Origin of the sequence: Vibrio neptunius, from assembly GCA_019339365.1 — a bacterium.
GTDB lineage: Bacteria > Pseudomonadota > Gammaproteobacteria > Enterobacterales > Vibrionaceae > Vibrio > Vibrio neptunius.
On sequence record CP079860.1, the window covers coordinates 67,074 to 88,698 of the forward strand.

Sequence of the window (21,625 nt, forward strand, 5' to 3'; positions counted from 1 at the left end):
GAGGAATGTATTTTTCTGATAGCGGTTATCTCTCTACTACAAGAGAAACGAGACTAATAATAGCGGTCCCTGAACATCAGCAACCTTACATAACAGCACGGTTATTCATACAAATGTGTATGAAAGCTCTGACCAATTAGGCGGGAGAAAACATAATTGGGTCACGTTGAAAGCGCAAATTCAACGCTTTCCTTCACATCACTCAGAGAACGATGTTGAGGGTTCTCTGGCTCTGACGACCAATCAATTTTTTGCATCGGACGCAGTGAACTTCTCTGCTATTGCAAACCAAGCAAGATGGAAGATAGTTAATAAGACCGTGTGCTACGCTTATGTGTAAAGTGACATCAAGGAAAGTAAATCATGAAATGGATAGTGACAGTTCTGTTTGTGCTCGTCCCAGCTTATTCTCTGGCACAAGATATCCAGGAGATAGAGCTCGTCTGTGATGAATGGCCAAGTTACACCAATAGCGATGGAACGGGTGTCTATTGGGACATCGTTAAGCGTGTATATGAGCCTTTGGGGATCAAGGTAAACACACAAACTGTTCCTTGGAAACGTGCACAGCTCAGCGTAAGTAGCAAGCAAAAAGATGCCTATGTGGGTGACTACTTTGATGCGTCCAAAGACAAAAAAGACTACTTATACCCTAAGGAGCACTTGAGTATCGAAGAATCCGTCGTCGTTGTTTTTAAGAATGATTACAATTCGGAATGGCAGTCTAGGGGCACAGCGATGCTTTCCGATAAACGTGTGGCTTGGATAAGGGGGTATGGCTTTGAGAATAATGTACTCAAAGGTATCGACATACAACTTAAAGAAGTAAAGGGGATTGATCAGGCTATCCTGATGCTATCCAGTGATCGGGTTGATGCGGTGGTTGATTATCAGTCCAATATTGTTAAAGCATTATCGAGTGATATTGATAACTATACATTGCTTGTGCTTGAGGAAGGACAAAAGTTATTTGTTGTTTTTTCTAATACCCCAAAATCCGCATATTTGGTTGACATGTTTGATAAAAAAATCAAAGAGATGAGGGAAAAGGGTGAAATTGACGCTATTTATGCAAAATACGGCATCGCACCGCCATCCAACTGATCGCTTGTTTGAGCTAAACCATGACACTCAAGCATCAATTCCAAATAATGGGGCAACTATTAAAACGGGTTCAATAACTTATGAATAACGTCTTGCCAACTCCTAGCAGGGATCATAGACGGCACAAAATGAAGTATATCGGGATCAGTAGAATTATGCAGAAAATCAATTTGCGTTCAAAAAGCGCTCAGCGCTCGCAAAAAGGCTCTGACACTTTTTTTGCTGTTTAGCGTATTCTGGCGTCCCTTCTGTCATAGACTCTAGGATCTCCTTCGCTTTGTTATATTCAGAGACCATAAGAGCAAATCGTTCCTCAAAGTTACTTTTGCGAATTTTATTACTTGATTTTTTGGCTGGTTTTCTCATCTTCATTTTATAGGTCCCATAGTTTTTTCTGTTCTCGTTCTAAAAGAATATTCTCGATCTTTTTTCTAATCTTATGAATGTTCTCTTTACACTCGCCTTTCTCGTGACTTTCAATATTTTTCGCTTTCAATTTACGACCTGGTGCTTTTGTCAACGTCGAGTCTCCATTCGTTCGTTATGAGATGTAGAAGTGCCCCAAAACCGTACCTTGTGAGTTGCTTATTTCGCCAGTACTGTCGGATTCATTAAACGAAAAGCTCACATCAAGACAATGACTGCTTATTCTGGGGAGTATATGGCGTTTTAAAATGTCGCTATTGAGCTGATTTATGGTCGCGGACCAAGAAACATTGTTGTGACAAAGATAATAGCTAATTTGGTACAATTAACTCTTGCTCTTGAGGTGTTTTTTTTCACGTAAAACGTAATACCAGTATGTTTTACGATTCGTCTTTCTAATCATTCGACTCCTTGATAAAAAAAGTGAGACCTTACCGTACTAGATCAGTCAATAAGATCTCACCAGAATACTTAAAGTACCGTAACGTCAGCAGCTTGTGGGCCTTTGCCACCCTGCTCTACGTTAAAGGCTACTTTTTGGCCTTCCGCTAGTGTTTTGAAACCATCACTAGCAATAGCTCGGAAATGAACGAATACATCAGCAGTGCCGTTATCAGGAGTAATAAAGCCAAAGCCTTTTGTTTCGTTAAACCATTTTACTGAGCCAGTTGTTTTATTTGACATGTGTATCTCGATAGATTGATTGTGTTAAAAAGAGAGCTACTAAATAAGGAATGAAGAAAAAGGTATCGCAGGATAGAGATGACGAGTCAAATCGTAAGAGAACTGAGAAGATCTTGAACTAAATAAGTTATCAATAGCTCGCTGTCTGAGCTGGTGGCTACTATACACGGTATACGCTAAATAGATACTCATTTCTCTAACTATTTTAAAATTCTTTTAAAATCATAAACTTAAAAATAGCCCTATAAGCTACTTCAAATCCTTATTCCATAGACTTTGCTAAAGTGTACTCGCAGCACAGCGCCGTTGCTTTGGGATGGTCAAATGAGTCAAACATACCATTGGTGCCATTCGTATCAGGACTTTCGTCAGGGTCACCATTGTCTAGCAACAAAAATCTATTGTATTGAGCAATGTAAAAGCCACCGTGAAAGCTTTGTGGCTAATCGGTAATAAAAAACCTTCTAATCGTGATATTAGAAGGCTTTGTGGCATCACGGCTTTCATCACCGTGTCGAATCAGCACGTTAATCTAAGGCGATGTGTTACCTTCACGCCAAGCACCCTAAGCTAGCTTGCGTTAGCAGCACCAAGGATATGAGTTACGAACGTTCAAACACCACCGTTTTATCGTTATACATAAATACACGCTTCTCAACATGGTATTGAATCGCTCGACCTAGCGTGAGTGACTCTACATCCAAGCCTTTTTTGGCTAAATCTTCTGGATAATAGGTGTGGTCAACCGTCTCTAGGCCTTGAGTAATAATCGGCCCTTCATCAAGGTCATCACTCACGTAGTGGGCAGTAGCACCCACCAGCTTAACGCCTTTGTTGTAGGCTTGATGATAAGGTTTTGCCCCTTTGAAACCAGGTAAAAGCGAGTGGTGAATATTGATCGCCCTACCCGACCATCGGCTGCACATATCGTGTGACAACACCTGCATGTATCGTGCAAGCACTAATAGCTCACATTCGGTTTCATCGAGCACAGACTGCACCAAGGCTTCTTGCTGGGGTTTGGTTTCCGCCGAAATAGGAAAATGGTGATAAGGGATATCATGCCATTCCACTAAAGACTGCAAATCTGGATGATTGGATATTACTGCTTTGATATCCACTTTAAGATTGCCTGTACGGTAGCGATACAGCAGATCATTGAGGCAGTGATCGTACTTAGACACCATGATCACCACTTTGGGTCGATAGTCAGAAGGGGTTAGTTCCCAGTCCATATCAAACTCTGATGCGCGCACTGAAAAGGCTGAATCAAAGGATGCTCTATCGAGTTCTTGACCACTTTGGACACTGAATACGGCGCGAATAAAGAAACGTTGGTTGAGCGTGTCATCAAATGAGTTTAACTCTTTGATGTAGCATTCAAATTGTAATAAAAATCGTGTGACAACATCGACTGTCCCTGCGCGACTCGGGCAACTGGCGGTTAAGATATAGGTTTTCATCTTGTTTCCCAACGCTGTATTCCACAGCTTTTTCGTTCCTATTTGACATACCGCGACCTAACTTGCGCTGTACGACTCTGTTTTTGCCTATTCTAAGTCGATTTCACTCAAAAACATCAGTGCGATGCCACATTCTTGATCCGCATCGAATGGCTTGCTTGAATACTGATCGGAAAGCACCGGGAAAACTCATCATAAGATGCGCCAACTCATGCCAAAACAAAAACAACAAGGCGAGCCCAAAACTCGCCTTACCCTTTTCGCATTCACTCTGCCGCAAGCGTTATTCTGATAAGGGGTTATCGTCCGTTATTTCAACGGAAACAAGCATAAAATGGTGCCTTTTGTTGTATTTATACATTGCCATTAACAACACAAGCAGTGGCATAACCAATACTGGCCTTGGGAACATCATCATCAAAATACCAGAGAAAATGGTCAACATCTCACCAAGCAATAAAACACCATTTTGTGATTTGGTATAGAGCGCAGAACCTGGGAGGAGTTTAAACTTGGCTTGCATGAAAATACCCTTGTACAGCTGTATATCCAGTTCCCCTGCTGTCGGTTTCACACTCTTGACCCGAATGGTGTACCAGTTGCCATTAATAAAATAAACCGTTCTGTGTACTTGGGAGAAACTTATTTTATAGTGATCGACGGCTTTGCCGTTGACTGTAATGTCGAGCGTGCCTTTAAAGCTGAATTTCATTTCTACTTTTTGGTCATCGACAACGAAGCTGCACCGGTGGTTGCCTACTACAAAACTGGGCTTCATTTTGTATAAGACATTCGCATTTTTTACACAGCCGATTTCTTCTGGTACTTCATTTTCATCATGTGCGGAAATGAAAAAGTTAGCCTCTAAGCCATTGTCAGTTAAATGTTCGGAAAGTGATGTCCTTAATTGCTCGAAGTAGCGATCAGCATCAGGTAGAAAGACGTTTCCCTCTGTTGCTATTAAGATAATCGGAGTATGGTCTTGGCATATCATCGTCATTTTGATTTCACCAGAGACAGCCCGACTTGCGCCAGAAGCATGTGGATGAGCGGGGAGCAAATGCTCATTGTCCATCCATTCGTAGACTATTTGACCTATATCATCGAAGCTGATGAGGCTAGAAGACGGCACGGGTATCCCTATTGTGAATCCCGTATGGGTACAATCCTGTTCCGTCACTTCATCATCTAGGTTATTCAGATAACTCGCTCGAAGGTTAAACGGGCTGGTATGAAAATCTCCGGACATGGGCACATGAATATCAAACGCCTCAAGCAATCCAGTCCCATGCTTGTTGGCATACCTTAGTGCCGAAAGCAAACCGTTTGGCTCGTCAAACTCGACAACCGCACTCAATTCTTCGCTGCACAGTTGCTCAAGCAGTGCGCCGACGTTCTCTTCTTTTACATAGACCCCTGAACGATAGTTGGGACTATACGAATCACCACAATGTTTAACCGTTGGAAAACACACAGAGAAGTCATCAAATAACGCTAAAAGAGAGTTAGAACACGCGCTGTTCGCGGCAATATCGATAAGAGATTGCCCCCTGTCGTAATAGTAAGGGCGTAGGTAAGCCAAAATACTACACGCTGCAAACCCCAAATAGGCGTCAAAGGGTTGCTCTTCATTTTGATTTACAACCGTGCTGTATAAGTTGTCTCTTAGAAACTCTCGGTCTTGTTTAGATTGAGTTAATAGCGCGACTCTTTCATCGAGTAGATTCGGGTCCCTTACGACATCATCAATAAAATAATCAATGTCTTGTTTTCTCACAGGCACATAAGCAGTATCTAACCCCAAGACTTCTCTCCTTAGATAGGTTTATTTTGCCGGGTGAGTGTAATCAGTTTTAAGCGTAAAATCAGGATTATTTTATAAATTTATTATTTGCTGTCATCAAGCTCGAAAACGCGATAGCAACAATAATAGAAATCAGTAATAAAAAGTTTTGCGGCGTTCTCTAGCTCGCATTCGATGAACTTATAGCAGCCAAATCCTGAATAGTAATGTTGCTTCTCTTGAATCACAAATCATGAACATCTCTGAAGAAGTTAAAATGACACGACTTTCATTGTTTACATAGAGCAGTATAAAAATGGAAATCAACGCCTTGCATTCTTAAAACATTATGTTAGATTTGTTGAATACTTGATCACAACCAAGTGACGGGAATAACAACCCTGCGTAACACTCCTCTCTACTACGCGCATCCCAACATCAAATTTAATTCTAAGCCTACCCTGCTCTTGCAGCGTCTGCGCTTATAACTTTTATAATAACAACGCATTGGATTAACTATGTTTCCCATCTCTCATGAGGGAAAGTGGTTTCGATTTTTAATGGTATTCATATTCCTTGGTGCTGCCATGGAAACGGATATCTATCTACCCACATTCCCCGATATATTAAGCGACTTCAACACCGACGCGGTGATGGTGCAGCGCATTCTGAGCTATAACTTTATTGGTATCTGTATTGGTTCCTTGCTCTACGGACCACTATCGGATCATTTTGGTCGTCGAAAGATACTAATGTTTGGTTTTAGTGTCTTTCTTACCGCAAGTATCGCCTGCATTTTTGCCTCGACTATCGAGCAATTATTAGCGTTTCGACTACTCCAAGGCTTCGGCAGTTCGGCGTGTGTGATCGTCGGCACCGCAATGATATTTGATCTATTCGATGAAGATTCAGCCGCTAAACTGATTGCCGATCTCAACACGTTAGTGGTCAGCTTGATGGCTTTTGCACCTCTTATTGGTGGCTGGATAAGCCTTCATATGGGGTATAAGGCAAACTTTGTCTTTATTGCCATTTTGGTACTGCTTTCTGCGGTCAAATGCTTCTTCTTCTTACCTGAATCTTTGAGTACAGATAAACGAAAGAAGGTCGCACCTAAACGAATAGTAAGCGACTACAAAACCGTATTGTCTTCTTCTGCCTTTTGGTACAACACGCTTGTGACAAGCTTAATTCTTGCCGCCTATATGATTTATGTTTCCAACATGTCGTTATTGTATATAGAGCAATTAGAAGTCAGCCCCGAACGCTTCCCATTTTTCCAAATGGCAACACTGGGCACATTCGTCTTGGTGAGTTTGAATAACGCACGGTTAATCGACAGGTTTGGTATCAATAAATTAAAAAGCACTGGGCTTGGCTTAATATTTACCACCACGCTCGTCTTTTTCTTATTACCGTCCGAGCAGCTCAACTCACCATTTATCTTAACGGGAACGATGTGCTTGTTTTCAATAGGTGCAGGGTTATCGATTGGATTGTTCTTTGCGAAATCGATGCAAGTTTTCCCGGATCTAACGGGAATCGCAGCATCACTCGTGACAGCTATTCGCCTATTTATCGTTTCTGCCGCGATTGATTTAGGCAGTAATGCGTATGAAGGGACGTCGGAGTCAGTCATACATGTGATGACCGCCGTCGTTATCTTTTTAGCGGCTATCTCATCGGTCAATTACTGGCGTCAAAGCCGATTGAAGCAGGCTGAGAGCTCTCGACTAATCAGCTCAACGACGAAAAGTAGGTAAAGTCGCTAACTTAGGTCCTCGAATACGATTTAGGTCGTCCTCGATCGTGTTTGAGGTCTCGTGATACCTAGCCTTAGCTCATATTGGCACTCATCATCTCAATTGGAGCTAAAACCATGAAATGGACACATAGGCTGTTTGTATCGATTCTTTTTCTTTCTCGTTGTGCCCTCGCCACTGGTGTGGGGTTCACACAAATCACCTTAACTGACGATCCTCAACGCCCTCTGGATACTGCCATTTGGTATCCGACAAACGAGATGTCACATTCAACCTTGATTGGCGATAACCCAGCCTTCGTCGGCACGCATGTCTTTAAAGGTGCCCAAATCCTATCCAACACTTTTCCGGTGGTGTTGTTATCACACGGCTACCGAGGAAACTGGCGAAATCAAAACTGGTTAGCGACCAAATTGGCTAAGCGCGGCTATATTGTCGCGGCCGCCGACCACCCCGGAACTACGTCTTTTGATCACTCTCCTCTCCAAGCAGCAAAGTGGTGGGAACGACCTCGCGATGTATCACGTGTTCTCGACCACTTGTTAACGACGACTCGGTGGAAACCGCATATCAATGCCGACGATATCACGGCGATAGGACACTCATTAGGCGGCTGGACGGTGATGCAATTAGCTGGTGCTACGGTGGACAGAGCAACCTTCAAGTCTGATTGTTTGAACTACCCGAACCCACGTACTTGTGGCCTCGCTAAAGAGTTAGGGCTATCGAGCATTCAAGCTCAAGAACCAAGCCTGAAAACGCTGCTGGATAGGCGAATCAAGCGTGTGGTTAGCCTAGATTTGGGCCTTGCTCGTAGCTTTTCAATCGACAGCTTAAATGACATTCGGATACCAACTTTAATCCTGGCCGCTGGTATCGATATTGGCGACCTCCCGCAAGCGTTAGAATCGGGTCACATTGCCGAGCACATACCGGTTTACTTAAGACGGTACAAGGTGTACCAAAACGCTACGCATTTTAGCTTTATCCAAGATTGTAAATCGGGCGCACAATCTCTTCTTGAAGAGGAAGTACCGGGTGATGGCATTATTTGTCAGGATGGCATCGGCACATCACGCAATGAGCTACATCAAGCGATGTTGGACGACATTGTTGACTTTCTCAAGCGATAAAGGCTAGCCCTAGCATTCAATCTCACTCTGGTGGTAAACGTCGAAACTCACTCGGAGTTTGACCTGTTATCCGTAAAAACTCACGATTGAAGTTAGATTTAGTGTGAAACCCTGAGCTGAGGAAGATATCTGTTATCGTGTCGTCACTTTGTTGCAGCAACATCTTGGCATGTTCAATTCGATACGTGTTAATCACTTTAGAAATGTTTTGGTGATGAACTTGGTTAACCGCTGAGGATATTTTTCTCGCTTGAATGCCAAGCTTTCGCGACAGTCTGTCGAGCGTTAAGTCAGGATCGGTAAAGACTTGTTGCTCTCTCATCAACGCATCGAATTTAGCCATGATGTTCGATACTGCTTGTACTTGGTCTTTATCCAAATGCCCCGTCGACGTAACCGTCGTATCGATTTGTTGAGGAGAGGATATTGGCGGTGAAGCTTGGTGATCTTTGACGGGCGTACTCACACTGATCACTATCACCGCAGCGACAATGGCAGGAATAAGTACAAGATATCCTATCGATAATATCAGGTTGCTGTGCTGCGCGTTAAACCACAATATATCGTATGAGAGCGCCGCATCGACCAGAGCAGAAAACAGAAGAAGCCCGCCTGCCACTCGTTCTGCGACCTCCACTCTGGATACATCGCTTAATCGAACTCGTTCTGGCGTGCTGAATGATGACTTCAACAGCAAACTACCGTAGGTGAAATAGAGTAAGATTAACAGTATATCAACGCTTCCAACCCAGATATGCTGATGCAATAAGCCGCCAACCAGCACAGTAATAGGACCAATCCAGTGTAATTTTGAGCTTGTTTTGTTTCGATGAGCCCCTGAAAAGCAAAGCCAAGCCACGACTGGTATACTGGCGCCAAGAATGGGTTGAAGAAATCGGAATAAGGCAATATCGACTACCCATCGTAACCCCACCATGGTGATCATCAATGCACACAAAGTGATAAACCAAAATGGCTTTTGGCCCGTGTGTGGATAACGGCATCGAAGCAATACGCCTGTGATGAACAACAACAACGAGGCAATAAATGGTAGGGGTATGGCGAGCATTAATAGTCCGTTTAAATTCGAGAAAAGATCACTGACCTCATGTCACTCACTGCATTGGCGAAACCACTGAGTGAGCCTAATGATACCTATTGAATACCCATCTATAGTAAAATAACTTTTTATAGAGTCAATGCAGATTAACAGGCAATAAATGGCTTTAAGTCGTACTGAAACGTTGCCCAAAATCAGTTGGTGCTCACCTTATCGGCTTTGGCGCCTTAAAACGAGTGGCAACAAATTCTTCGTGGGTTGGGATTGTGTGAGAACAGTTTACTCCGCAAGCTTTTAGACCAAAGTGCTTTAACTTATCTTCGCCATCTAACTTGATGTAGCCAAAATAGGTCAAACTATTTCGGAAATGAACAAACTTTATTCACACTGGCAAAGTTAGATGGCCTCGGACATTTACAGTGGGAATCGCTGATTCATAGAAGTCGAGTATCGAAAGAAATTTCGTGTCTTTTTGCCGTTTTGATGAGCTTTGGGTAACCTGGATGTTTTGTGTTGAGCACATAGTTTTGTTCGCGAGGCACAATCACCGATGGGATCGCCAGTGCTAAGCTTGAATAGCTCGATAGCCATTGATCACCGATTTCGGCTGTCTGAAGCGGGGCTGGCTCTTCGTTCCAGTTATCCGGTAAGTCGTCATTTTCAAGGACCAAAGCATCGTTTTCATCCAGTTCCAATGTAAATAAGACATAATTTTCAAGTGCTTTAGTATTTTTGAGATGAACCAAGATTTCTAAAATGGCAAGTGACTCTGACGCCGAAACATAAACCGCAGAGCGTCCAATAGAATTCCAACGTCCTCCGTGCAGTCTGGCGCCTTCGCCATCGAAAGCTGATTCTTCCCACTTTTCCTTTACGATTCGGTACAAAGTGATCAAGAAAATACCCCATGTTCTAACCGTCCAATTAGGTTTAGAACGCCTTCTGATTCAGCAGTAGTAGAAACCATATCGATAGGGCGGCGGTTACCCAAACCAACGACAGGGGATTTGAGCCATTCACACGCGGCCACAATATCTCCTTCAAACAAATTGATTGTTTGATGGAATATCTCAGCAAAACGGTACAAACGATCACTTTCATCTTTGTTAAAACGTCCTGCTTTCGATCTTCGGTTTAGTGTGGCTGGTGGAATAGTAACAGCGGTAGCCAACTCTTTCTTTTCTAATTTAGAGTACTTGGCTAGCTTGTCAAAAACATCAAAATCCAGACCTTTATGAACAGACTCATAAAGGGTTACCCCTCGCGATGGAATGCCTACTTGCTGCCAAAAGCTAGCTGGCTGTTTAACGGGCTTGAATGCTTGCATTTGTGACATAACAACAACTCACTATCAAATGATAGTATCATTATGTATCAGATGATTGAGATAGGCAAATTTACAAGTACATAACTTGGAAATTGGAGATCGACACGTAAGTTTTGATCCTTATCTGCCTTTTTAAACCTAATCAGTCTAATTGAGAGTCTAATTGGGACAGGCACCTGAACAACATTAATTTGTTGTTATATGCATTTTTCGAAGTACTGAACTGGCATATTTTGATAGTAACCTTCACCACACGCCTTGAATCCAAGTTTAAAAAGTATGTGCTGAGAAGGCATGTTTTCAGGTTCAGTTAAAGCAAGAACTTTCGTATAACCAATTTGATTGGCAAAAGAGAGAACGGCAGAACTTGCCTCGAATGCGTACCCTTTACCTCTAGCTGAAACCTTAAGCCGATAACCAAAGTTCAACTACGCTTTTGCCTTTAAAGTTAAATGATTCTATCCCACAATAACCGACTAGCTCGCCAGTCGTACGTTCCACAACACATAACTTTCCGATACCTTTGTTTTGAAATGCACTAACAAGCTCTTCAAAACGGGTATTTGCTTGGTCATGTGTCATTACACCAGTTGGAGAAAACGCCATAAAATCAGCATTTCCTAGTAATTTTATTACTTCACTACGGTCTTGCTGAGTAAACTCTCTGAGCTCCAAACGTTCCGTTTTAATCACTGGTGCCTCCATGCACATAACATTCTTCATAACAGGCAGCCTCGTTTTTCTGTCTGCCCGGCTTGCCATTAACCCATCATAAGTGACTAAAAGTTAATGTGAATGTATCAAAACTATACATTCTATCATTATATAAAAACGAGCGTGCGTGTTATCCGTTTTTAACCATGCGCGTTATCTTAGCAAGCATAGCGCTAACCCTAAGACCAATGACACAACTGTTATGCCTCAAACAAAATACATCGACACCTGTTCTGGTGTGGTGATTTCTGTACGTATTAAGCTCAAGGGGCTGGGGTCAACACAGATGGGGGATGAAAAAACGCCTTGGAAAAGTGTTAGCTATAAAGAGTAATATACTACTTTGATTAGCATTGTTTGCATATAACGTTGCATGGAAATCTACCAATAAAATAATTTAGAATAAATCACCAATAATTAACTCTTTGCCTACAACGTACGCGCCTACACTCCCTCTCAACTTTCGACAGAGGGCATGGACATGGAGCGTAAATACCCCGACCCGTTTAAAACCAAAAGACCTCATATGAGGGCTGGCTACAAACCGATTATTGAAGAGAAACCGGCTGGCCCGATGCCAACCATTTCTCCACCCGAAGAGAAAGAGCCAGCCTTCGCTTACGCAGTCGAATACGCGTGCGAGATGAGTTTGTACAGCAAGGCAGTCGAGCCGCACATAGGCAGCCTGCTAGGCAAGACCGCACAAGAAAGCCGGTTCTCTCAATGGCGTCAAGTCGCCAATGGCCCTCATACCCGCAGCATTGTCTCGATAGACAAGCAAGAAACCCAACAATTGTGGGTCGGAAGCAAAGCCCCGCTTCCGGTCAATGCCGAACTCCGTTGGTCAGACATCCTGCCTCAAGACAAAGACCACCTCACTATCGAATACGCGTTTGTGCCCATTCGCCCCGCCATCCAAATCGGCGAAATGCTCGGCTTACCGACCGAAGGCTATTTGTACCATTTTGTTGATGGTGAACTGCTGCATGAATACCGCTTCCAAGGCGACACTCGGTATCACTTTTTGGTCACGCAAAGCACTGCGGGGGCGATGAATCCAGAGCCTAGAAGCCAGTTTGGCAGCGACTTTGTCTTAGCCCTGTGGAAACGAGAGGGTCAGGTGGTGGTCAACCAGCACTTGCTGTTTAGCCGACACGCCATGGATGACCAAGCCATGTCGGCGGTAGACGCGGCCTTTTTAAATGAGCATGGCGTCCAGCTCGATATGGACGCCATCATCCCTTTGACCAAAGGGCCAATCGTAGAAGAGGTTAGTCGCCGAGCCGCTCATCAGGCGGCTCAAGGGGAAACCCTAGAGCAGATTGCTCAGCAGCACGGCGTCACTCTTGAAACCTTACAAACCTTAAACCCGACGTTGCCATTATCGCCACTGGACAAGGGGGCGGTCATCTATACCGAGCCCGTGAGGGTGTACAACCATGCGCTGGATGTCGGTTACCCAGCCTTCACCGCCCGGCTCAGTGAAGGGCTGCTCTCGATAGACCGCATTGCCCGTGAAAAACCGTTTCCCGTGGTGAAGGTCGCCACGGCGAATCAAAGTGCCTTTGCCGCCTTGGCTCCGGTGCGCTACGCCATCGACAACCGAAACCTAGACACACTCAATGATGAGGTAGTCAAAGGGCTTAACCCCATCACTGACACCGCGCTCTTCCCGGGCGGCGTGCTGCGTTCAGACAAACTCCCTTATACCTTACGGCAGCTGCGCGGATGGCTGGCTCTATGCCCTAAGCCAAGACCCAGAAACCGACGTCTGGTCGGTGGCCGAATACCAAGTCGTCAAAGGCGAGTTCTACCGTTTTGTTGGCGACCTGGCCGAAACGCGATATAACGCAGACGCTGAAAAGCCACACGCTTACGTGCTTTATCAAACTGGCCGGCCCTATTTTATCGGTTATGCGAGCCAGCGCTGGACACAAAACCTGCAAGATTTCTACACAGGCAATACCCCAGAGAGCCAGCAAGCAAGACAAGCCTGGCTGCGCGATATCACCGCCCCAACCCATCGTCTGCCGATTGAACAAATCTCAAAAAGAAGTGGCCGACGTCGGCCACGAAGACTTAAGCGCGTATTATTTGACCTGCGCTTCTCCCACCGTCACCGAAGCCGATGAACAAGGGCTCATCACCCCACTGCAGCCCGCGTCCCTCATCAGCTACCAGTATCAAGCGCCCCTCTTGTGCGCCCACCATTTTGTCGCTTTGGATGACCCCTTGGCTGACTTCACCGACTTGTATCTGCGCTTGGCGCAATCAGTATTGCCCTTGTTGCAAGACGACCACACGCAGCGAAAAATCGTGGTGGCGGAAGCCATTCGGAGCTTGGTGCGCATTTCCCTGCCACCGGGCACCTTAGATAATGTCCCGGTCGACAAGGTGGTTGAGGTCGAGCAAGACCTAGATACCTGCTTGGAGTACCACTACTATCAAGCGCAATTGAAGAACGGTAATGCCGTCGGCAATTGGGGCGCCAGTTTGGCCTTAGAAGCGCAACCCATTATCGCCGCCTACCCTGAAGCCAGAGCCAGACTCAATCAATACGGTATTGCACCAGCTCTACTCGAGTCACGCTTTAGAGAGTATGTTGAACGGCGCAAAGCGCACCGCCAAGTCAACTGGGCAGACTTAGACACCTTCTACAAAGACTACCTAAGCACCCTTCATCATAGCGTCGCCATGATAAAGCACGACGCCCCCCATGTGATAAAGGCCATCACCGCCTTAGGCACCGACCCGCGGCGCTTTGGCCTCGACGTCGGCGATCATGCCCACCACCGAGTGCTAAGTACCCTGATGGATGCGACGCTCAATGAACTCGAATTGAGTGCCCAGCAGGTGCCCGAGTTGAGCGACAGCATCGATGAATTGCTCACCGAACCGGATAACTTATTAGGCTTGGCGGTGTACGGATTCTCGTCGGAGATTTATGCCGCCACCGAACCACTGCTCGGTGGCGTGACCTTCTCGGATTTTACTGGTCAAACACGTATCCCGCTAAGCGGGTTTATCTCGGCGTTTAACGATGTAATTGGGTTCAGCGACCCCAATTCGGCCTTGTTTACGGCGACGAAGAGCTTACTCATCCCCCTTGAAAGGCAAATCAATCAGGCCACACAGGCGGTCAAAGACAAAGGGGATAAAGCGGTGCGCAGCCTACAAATGCTGCGTTTTCGTATCATTAACCGCGTGATGAAACTGCCCGGTTTGTCGGCGCGGCGCGCCATGGCAATGTCGCTGTGGGGGCAAGCTCAATTGAGTCAGGGTAAGGTGTTTCTTAACGAGGGCCTTAGCGCTCAAACCCAAGCGGCCAATGGCCGTTACCACCAGTTGTTAATGGAAGCGCACAGTACCAATACTGCCTTGTCCAAGCTCCCTGCTGACTCACCAGACTATCGCCGAATGTCGACGTCGTTACGTCAGATAAACAAACAAATCAGTCGCTATGTGGAGTCTATCCCACCGGTGTTCAGCGAATACCGGAGCCAAACTGTTGGCAAATACACCTTCAGCAACGCCGCGAGCTCGGTCAGCCATGCCTTTGACCGCCTTGGCGGCACGGATTTGGTGGTTGCGTCCCTCAACCTAATTAATATCACCTCACAAATACAAACCCTGCAAGAGATGGAAAAGTCGGCCCCTTACCCGGATACGCGTCGCCAACAAACGACGGTGGGTTACAGTATCGCTTGGTTTGTTAATAACACAGGTGCGGTGCTAAAAGGGCTATCACTGAGTAAAATCCAAGGCAAAAGTGGTGTAATGGAGAATACGCTAAAGACACTCAAAACCAGTAAGATGGAAGGTGTGAAAATTGCAGATGTAATTAATGTTGAACGCTATATTGCCCACTCACTGATTGCCGGAGTTGCAGGGGTGCTCGCCGCGGGGCTAGAAGGTTGGCAAGTCGTAGAAGATTACTCAGCATCAAAAAGTTCGTTAGAAAAAGCATTGCTGGGTGCTAAAGTTGTCGCACTCGGAATGCAGGCTTCGAGTTGGGGTTATCTGGTCGTTAACTCGCTGAGAAGCCGTTTTGGAACCCTCGCTATTGGTAGCGTGCTAAATGGGTGGATATTGGCCATTAACTTCTGGGGCGCGGCTTTGTATGCAGCAGTGACCATACTGCTGTTGCTGACTAAACGAACCCCGCTGGAAACCTGGCTGCGCCATTCAATATGGGGCAAAGAGCCAGACTTTAACCGCAGCGCTGTGGATGAATACCACGCCTTACTGGCTTTGCTTAACCAGCCGTCAATCCAGTTTCGCACCACTGCGCGACGTATTGATAGAGCGGAGCCAAGCAACAGCGCGACCGTCCATTTTAAACAAGAAATGACAATTCTGCTGCCCAACGCTTATGCCAATGAAGCCGTGACCCTGAGCATCGAAAGCGGCTTTCCGCCCTCGGATTATCAGAACTTTACCGCTCACACCTTATTCAGCGGCCAAGTAACACGCGATAAAAATGAGCCGACCCTGTGCCGCTACCACTTACCTTTACCTCAACCACTGCAACACCTAGTGGCGCAAGGGCAAGGGACCATCAGGCAAGAAAGACTCAACGTGTTTGTTGGTCGCCATGCCAATAACCCGTATGATAACGGCAATGCACTGGTTAGCGTCTATCAGGCGCAAACCTTAGCGGGGGTCAGCGAGCACAAAACCATGCCAGCGCTCGCGGAGTCAAAGCTATCACTGATGCCAACCCATCAGGTTCAGTTGCGGCTGCCCCCCATGCCAACCCACCCAGCGCCAGCCAGTAAAAAACAGAGTAAAGAGGAATAGCCTTATGCGACCACTGAGTCCAACGTATCCAGTACCAATGGAGGGGCCTCACTGATGTATGTGTCTGTCGACTCGTTACCGGAGCTGACCTCAGAATATCAACACGCCCAGCAGCAAGCGGTACAAGAGGCCAAAGTGGTCTATCAATTTGAAGTAGTCAAAGTGCCACCTATTGATTATTGGGCAATATCGATATGGCTAGCATTATTTGGCCTGATTGTGTGGGTTGGTTCCCAATTAGACTGGCTTGGAATGACCGTATTTACCTTATTTGCTTTTGCTTTAGGCAGCTACTTATATTACGCCGGTAACCCAGATGTAAAACAAGCCGTGACCTTAACCGAAAAAGGCATGATAGTCACCGAGCTGACTCTGGTCCCTGACGCCTGCTTTGCTGCCTTACGCTACTCAGGCTATGTGGGCGTTGCTATTTCGATTATTGGAGTGGTGCTGGTGGGGCCGATGATGTTTGTTGGTGCCGGCGCTGGGCTGTTAATGTCGTTTAAAATGGCTGGAGTGGTCAATAGACCTAGGCAGCGAGTATTGCCATTTAACTCTATGCTTAATTACGAATTTTTTATTGCACCTGCCATAAAATATAAACATGGCCTTGTTCAGTGGCATATGTCTCCAATGATCGAAATGGATGATACTGATAGTTATGATGACGGTGAAGAAGACCCTTATCACACTCAACGAAACTTCTACTTCTTAAGTTATGCCGCTTCGCATGAAGAGCAAGCTCAAATAGTAAAACACTTAACCCCCTTTATTAACATTGTCGAGGAAGAGTAAATAGTCACAGGCTCCCTAAACAGGGGGCCTGTGTATGTATTGGGGGTTCAGCGATTGTTGGTGAATCAAAAGCTGAGTAGAGCATACCACTGAATCCAACGTATCAAGTACCAATGGAGGGGCCTCACTGATGTATGTGTCTGTCGACTCGTTACCGGAGCTAACCCCAGAGTATCAACACGCCCAGCAGCAAGCGGTACAAAAGGCCAAGGTTGTGTATCAATTTGAACTCGTAAAACAGCGCCCGAAGGATTACTGGACAATTTCTATATGGTCGTTGTTTGGCTTATTTTCCTTATGGATGATGTGGATCGCAGTGCAAGACGGTCTATGGGCAGGTGTTCTTCTTGTTATATTGTTTTCCGGAGGCTTTCTGACGTATTGCTATTTTGCCGGTAACCCAGATGTAAAACAAACCGTGACCTTAACCGAAAAAGGCATGATAGTCACCGAGCTGACTCTGGTCCCTGACGCCTGCTTTGCTGCCTTACGCTACTCGGGCTATGTGGGCGTTGCTATTTCGATTATCGGGGTGGTGCTGGTCGGGCCGATGATGTTTGTTGGTGCCGGGGCTGGGCTATTAATGTCGTTTAAAATGGCAGGGGTTACTAATCAACCTAGAGTCAGAGTTCGCCCTTTCAACCCTAATATTGAATATGAAATGGCGGACAATCAATGTATGAAGTTCAAAAATAACCTCATTCTACGTCGAGTCGTGCCTCGTATAGAGCTAGAAAATGACGGTGGTGAAAAAGATGGCCTGTTCAGCGATAACAAAGAATTTTATTTCCTGAGCTATGCCAGTACAGAGCAAGAGCAAATAGAAATGATGCGCCACTTGAAGAGGTTCATCAAAGTTGAACATGAAGACTACTACCATCAGGTGTAGTTGATGGGGCCTCACTGATGTATGTGTCTGTCGACTCGTTACCGGAGCTAACCCCAGAGTATCAACACGCCCAGCAGCAAGCGGTACAAGAGGCCAAAGTGGTCTATCAATTTGAAATCGTAAGACAGCGTCCCAACGATTACGGCATAATTTCTATATGGTCGTTGTTTGGCTTATTTTCCTTATGGATGATGTGGATCGCAGCGCAAGACGGTCTATGGGCAGGTGTTCTTCTTGTTATATTGTTTTCCGGAGGCTTTCTGACGTATTGCTATTTTGCTGGTAACCCAGATGTAAAACAAACGGTGACCTTAACCGAAAAAGGCATGATAGTCACCGAGCTGACTCTGGTCCCTGACGCCTGCTTTGCTGCCTTACGCTACTCAGGCTATGTGGGCGTTGCTATTTCGATTATTGGAGTGCTGCTGGTGGGGCCGATGATGTTTGTTGGTGCCGGCGCTGGGCTGTTAATGTCGTTTAAAATGGCTGGAGTGGTCAATAGACCTAGGCAGCGAGTGTTGCCATTTATTTCTCTGCTTCACTATGAGTTTCGTATTGCTCCTTGCATCCAATACAAAAACAACCTTGTTCAATGGCATATGTCCCCAATGATCGAAATGGATCATGCTGAAGATGATGAAGAAGGAAGAAACCTTTATCGCTCGAATCGAAACTTTTACTTCTTAAGTTATGCCGCTTCGCATGAAGTGCAAGCTCAAATAATAAAACACTTAACCCCCTTTATTACCATTATCGAGGAAGAGTAAATAGTCACAGACTCGTTAAACAGGGAGCCTGTGTATGTACTGGGGGACAGCGATTGGTGGTGAATCAAAAGCTGAGTAGAACGTCCCCCTGAATCTAACGTATCAAGTACCAATGGAGGGGCCTCACTGATGTATGTGTCTGTCGACTCGTTACCGGAGCTAACCCCAGAGTATCAACACGCCCAGCAGCAAGCGGTACAAGAGGCCAAGGTGGTCTATCAATCTGAAATCGTAAGACAGCGTCCCAACGATTACGGCACAATTTTTATATGGTCGTTGTTTGGCTTGTTCTCCCTATGGCTTATGTGGACTGCGGTATCTGATAACCTCTGGACGCTCGCTATCATTATTCTATGTTTGACTGTCAGTATACTGTTGTACTTATATTACGCCGGGAACCCAGATGTAAAACAAACCGTGACCTTAACCGAAAAAGGCATGATAGTCACCGAGCTGACTCTGGTCCCTGACGCCTGCTTTGCTGCCTTACGCTACTCGGGCTATGTGGGCGTTGCTATTTCGATTATCGGGGTAGTGCTGGTCGGGCCGATGATGTTTGTTGGTGCCGGCGCTGGGCTGTTAATGTCGTTTAAAATGGCTGGAGTGGTCAATAGACCTAGGCAGCGAGTACGCCCTTTCCCTCCCCATACAAATTATAGAATTTATATTGTTCCAGAATGCCGTTATAAAAACGGACTTTTACAATGGCATATGTCACCAATGATTGACCCTGAAGTAGAAGGTGAAAAGATGGAAGCTATTTATCGTGAAAATAGGATATTTTATTTTTCTCGCTATGCCGCCTCACCTAAAGAGCAAAAGCAGTTTCTACAACACCTCAGGCAATTAGTTACTGTTATAGAAGAAGAGTAAATTTTCACAGACTCCCTAAACAGGGAGCCTATGTGCGTACTGGGGGACAGCGATTGGTGGTGAATCAAAAGCTGAGTAGAACGTCCCCCTGAATCCAACATATCAAGTACAAATAGAAAGACCTCACTGATGTATGTGTCTGTCGACTCGTTACCGGAGCTAACCCCAGAATATCAACACGCCCAGCAGCAAGCGGTACAAGAGGCCAAGGTGGTGTACCAATTTGAAGTAGTCAAAGTGCCACCTATTGATTATTGGGCAATATCGATATGGCTAGCATTATTTGGCCTGATTGTGTGGGTTGGTTCCCAATTAGACTGGCTTGGAATGACCGTATTTACCTTATTTGCTTTTGCTTTAGGCAGCTACTTATATTACGCCGGGAACCCAGATGTAAAACAAACCGTGACCTTAACCGAAAAAGGCATGATAGTCACCGAGCTGACTCTGGTCCCTGACGCCTGCTTTGCTGCCTTACGCTACTCGGGCTATGTGGGCGTTGCTATTTCGATTATTGGAGTGGTGCTGGTCGGGCCGATGATGTTTGTTGGTGCCGGCGCTGGGCTGTTAATGTCGTTGAAAATGGCCGGAGTGGTCAATAGACCTAAGCAGCGAGTACAACCTTTCCCCCTACCGCGAGTTACCGACTTTCTTGCGTTCCGGAAGGCCGATATAAAAATGGACTGATTGAATCGCATTTGTTTCCAATTTTTGAAATGGAAACTGAGAGTGAAGAGAACGAGGATATTTATTGGGAAAATAGGCATTTTTACTTTTCTTACTATATTGCTTCACCGGCAGAACAAGAGCAGCTTTTAAAACACCTAAGGCAATTAGTTACTGTTATAGAAGAAGAATAAATAGTCACAGACTCGCTAAACAGGGAGCCTGTGTATGTACTGGGGGACAGCGATTGGTGGTGAATCAAAAGCTGAGTAGAACGTTCCCCTGAATCCAACGTATCCAGTACCAATGGAGGGGCCTCACTGATGTATGTGTCTGTCGACTCGTTACCGGAGCTAACCCCAGAATATCAACACGCTCAGCAGCAAGCGGTACAAGAGGCCAAGGTGGTCTATCAATTTGAACTCGTAAGACAGCGTCCCAACGATTACGGCACAATTTTTATATGGTCGTTGTTTGGCTTATTTTCCTTATGGATGATGTGGATCGCAGTGCAAGACGGTCTATGGGCAGGTGTTCTTCTTGTTATATTGTTTTCCGGAGGCTTTGTGACGTTTTGCAATTCACCCCTCACCCAGAGATTTGACTCAATAACTATCTAAATCGAAGCCGCCGCTTTCTTTAGGTGATCAAACAGTATTTTTTGATTGCTATTGTCTGCAAAAGCCGTCGGCTTTGACGAGTAGACCTGATGCTTTGTATCTAAATTTATCAATCTGGCTTGTCCTGTACTGCCCCAAAACGCATTGACCAATTTTCTGTCTTCCACTGGCATCTGATAATCTAATTGGGACAGACACCTGAACAGGGACAGACACCTGAACAGGGACAGAAACCTTAACAAATGCTTGCGGCAGGAAAACAAAAAATGTGGCAATCGTTGCCTGTATGAGAAAGATGGTTGTGATATTAAATTCTATGTTTCGAGGCAGTGTTATCTGGGATAACCATGGCGCCAAAGATTAACTATTGACGCCATCGTCTAATGTTACGCCTTTACATGAAATTTAAGGTCAATGTAATTTGTTGTAGCTGCGTGGCTACATCGCTCTTTGGTAAAGGAAATACGTCAACTCGTTTGACCGCAGCTTCACCTGCTTGGCACAGCTTTTCATGGCCAGATGAGCTAAGCGACATAACTTTACCATGAGAGTTTAACGAAATCTGAAACTCACATTTTTGGCCATTAACTTCATTGATGTTACCTAGTTGATTTTGAATCAGCTGAGTATAGATTTGACCATATTTTACTAATTCAGAGCTCTGAGACTCATTTGTGTATCCCAAATGTGGAGTTGTTAGACCAAGTAGTATCAACACACTCCTCAAAATCGGCTTATTCATTTACATTCCTAATTAT

Annotated in this window: 19 protein-coding genes and 1 pseudogene; 11 read left to right on the forward strand and 9 right to left on the reverse strand. The window is 45.4% G+C overall.

The annotated features are described in order from the left end of the window. Positions 1–363: 363 nt before the first annotated feature. A complete protein-coding gene (locus KW548_16865) occupies positions 364–1,104 on the forward strand; it encodes a transporter substrate-binding domain-containing protein (protein ID QXX08806.1) in 741 nt (246 codons plus the stop codon). Positions 1,105–2,001: 897 nt separating this feature from the next. Here KW548_16865 and KW548_16870 read toward each other — a convergent pair. The 3 genes from KW548_16870 to KW548_16880 all read right to left on the reverse strand — a co-directional run bounded on the left by KW548_16870 (position 2,002) and on the right by KW548_16880 (position 5,481). After that, positions 2,002–2,214, reverse strand: a complete 213-nt coding sequence (locus KW548_16870) for a cold-shock protein (GenBank protein ID QXX08807.1) — start codon at positions 2,212–2,214, stop codon at positions 2,002–2,004. Between the two features lie 602 nt (positions 2,215–2,816). Beyond that, positions 2,817–3,677, reverse strand: a complete 861-nt coding sequence (gene purU / locus KW548_16875) for a formyltetrahydrofolate deformylase (protein ID QXX08808.1) — start codon at positions 3,675–3,677, stop codon at positions 2,817–2,819. Positions 3,678–3,960: 283 nt separating this feature from the next. Continuing rightward, positions 3,961–5,481 carry a hypothetical protein gene (locus KW548_16880; protein ID QXX08809.1) on the reverse strand — a complete coding sequence of 507 codons (1,521 nt, stop codon included), beginning with the start codon at positions 5,479–5,481 and terminating at the stop codon, positions 3,961–3,963. 497 nt (positions 5,482–5,978) lie between these two features. On the opposite strand from KW548_16880, the gene KW548_16885 reads away from it, so the two are divergent. Together KW548_16885 and KW548_16890 are read left to right on the forward strand one after the other, a co-directional pair. Continuing rightward, the gene (locus tag KW548_16885) at positions 5,979–7,223 is read left to right on the forward strand and encodes a multidrug effflux MFS transporter (GenBank protein ID QXX08810.1); all 1,245 of its coding nucleotides are present in this window, start codon (positions 5,979–5,981) and stop codon (positions 7,221–7,223) included. Between the two features lie 116 nt (positions 7,224–7,339). After that, positions 7,340–8,356 (forward strand): alpha/beta fold hydrolase, encoded by a 1,017-nt coding sequence (locus KW548_16890; protein QXX08811.1) that lies wholly within the window; start codon positions 7,340–7,342, stop codon positions 8,354–8,356. Positions 8,357–8,378: 22 nt separating this feature from the next. On the opposite strand, the gene KW548_16895 is transcribed toward KW548_16890, so the two are convergent. From KW548_16895 to KW548_16910, 4 genes and pseudogenes are all read right to left on the reverse strand, one after another. After that, entirely contained in the window at positions 8,379–9,425 is a 1,047-nt protein-coding gene (locus KW548_16895; protein QXX08812.1) for a helix-turn-helix domain-containing protein, read from the reverse strand. Positions 9,426–9,850: 425 nt separating this feature from the next. Next, positions 9,851–10,312, reverse strand: a complete 462-nt coding sequence (locus tag KW548_16900; GenBank protein QXX08813.1) for an RES family NAD+ phosphorylase — start codon at positions 10,310–10,312, stop codon at positions 9,851–9,853. After that, positions 10,309–10,752: a DUF2384 domain-containing protein gene (locus KW548_16905; GenBank protein QXX08814.1), complete on the reverse strand. Its 444-nt coding sequence runs from the start codon at positions 10,750–10,752 to the stop codon at positions 10,309–10,311. The genes KW548_16900 and KW548_16905 overlap by 4 nt, the downstream gene beginning before the upstream one ends. 188 nt (positions 10,753–10,940) lie before the next feature. Further along, positions 10,941–11,436, reverse strand: a pseudogene (locus tag KW548_16910) (GNAT family N-acetyltransferase). A gap of 502 nt (positions 11,437–11,938) precedes the next feature. Here KW548_16910 and KW548_16915 point away from each other — a divergent pair. The 8 genes from KW548_16915 to KW548_16950 all read left to right on the forward strand — a co-directional run bounded on the left by KW548_16915 (position 11,939) and on the right by KW548_16950 (position 20,867). Next, complete coding sequence (locus tag KW548_16915; protein ID QXX08815.1) at positions 11,939–13,306, forward strand: LysM peptidoglycan-binding domain-containing protein; 1,368 nt, start codon at positions 11,939–11,941, stop codon at positions 13,304–13,306. Positions 13,307–13,491: 185 nt separating this feature from the next. Next, positions 13,492–16,257 (forward strand): hypothetical protein, encoded by a 2,766-nt coding sequence (locus KW548_16920; GenBank protein QXX08816.1) that lies wholly within the window; start codon positions 13,492–13,494, stop codon positions 16,255–16,257. Positions 16,258–16,311: 54 nt separating this feature from the next. Then, positions 16,312–17,052: a hypothetical protein gene (locus KW548_16925; protein ID QXX08817.1), complete on the forward strand. Its 741-nt coding sequence runs from the start codon at positions 16,312–16,314 to the stop codon at positions 17,050–17,052. 130 nt (positions 17,053–17,182) lie between these two features. Continuing rightward, positions 17,183–17,941 carry a hypothetical protein gene (locus tag KW548_16930; GenBank protein ID QXX08818.1) on the forward strand — a complete coding sequence of 253 codons (759 nt, stop codon included), beginning with the start codon at positions 17,183–17,185 and terminating at the stop codon, positions 17,939–17,941. A gap of 17 nt (positions 17,942–17,958) precedes the next feature. Then, complete coding sequence (locus KW548_16935) at positions 17,959–18,708, forward strand: hypothetical protein (protein QXX08819.1); 750 nt, start codon at positions 17,959–17,961, stop codon at positions 18,706–18,708. 129 nt (positions 18,709–18,837) lie between these two features. Further along, positions 18,838–19,581, forward strand: a complete 744-nt coding sequence (locus KW548_16940; protein ID QXX08820.1) for a hypothetical protein — start codon at positions 18,838–18,840, stop codon at positions 19,579–19,581. A 129-nt stretch (positions 19,582–19,710) separates the two neighbouring features. Continuing rightward, positions 19,711–20,268, forward strand: coding sequence for a hypothetical protein (locus tag KW548_16945; GenBank protein QXX08821.1), 558 nt, complete (start codon positions 19,711–19,713; stop codon positions 20,266–20,268). Positions 20,269–20,570: 302 nt separating this feature from the next. Then, entirely contained in the window at positions 20,571–20,867 is a 297-nt protein-coding gene (locus KW548_16950) for a hypothetical protein (protein QXX08822.1), read from the forward strand. Here KW548_16950 and KW548_16955 read toward each other — a convergent pair. Together KW548_16955 and tolA are read right to left on the reverse strand one after the other, a co-directional pair. After that, positions 20,864–21,040 (reverse strand): hypothetical protein, encoded by a 177-nt coding sequence (locus tag KW548_16955; GenBank protein ID QXX08823.1) that lies wholly within the window; start codon positions 21,038–21,040, stop codon positions 20,864–20,866. The two genes, KW548_16950 and KW548_16955, sit on opposite strands and share 4 nt — an antisense overlap. Positions 21,041–21,261: 221 nt before the next feature. Continuing rightward, the gene (tolA, locus tag KW548_16960; protein QXX08824.1) at positions 21,262–21,609 is read right to left on the reverse strand and encodes a cell envelope integrity protein TolA; all 348 of its coding nucleotides are present in this window, start codon (positions 21,607–21,609) and stop codon (positions 21,262–21,264) included. Positions 21,610–21,625 lie beyond the last annotated feature (16 nt).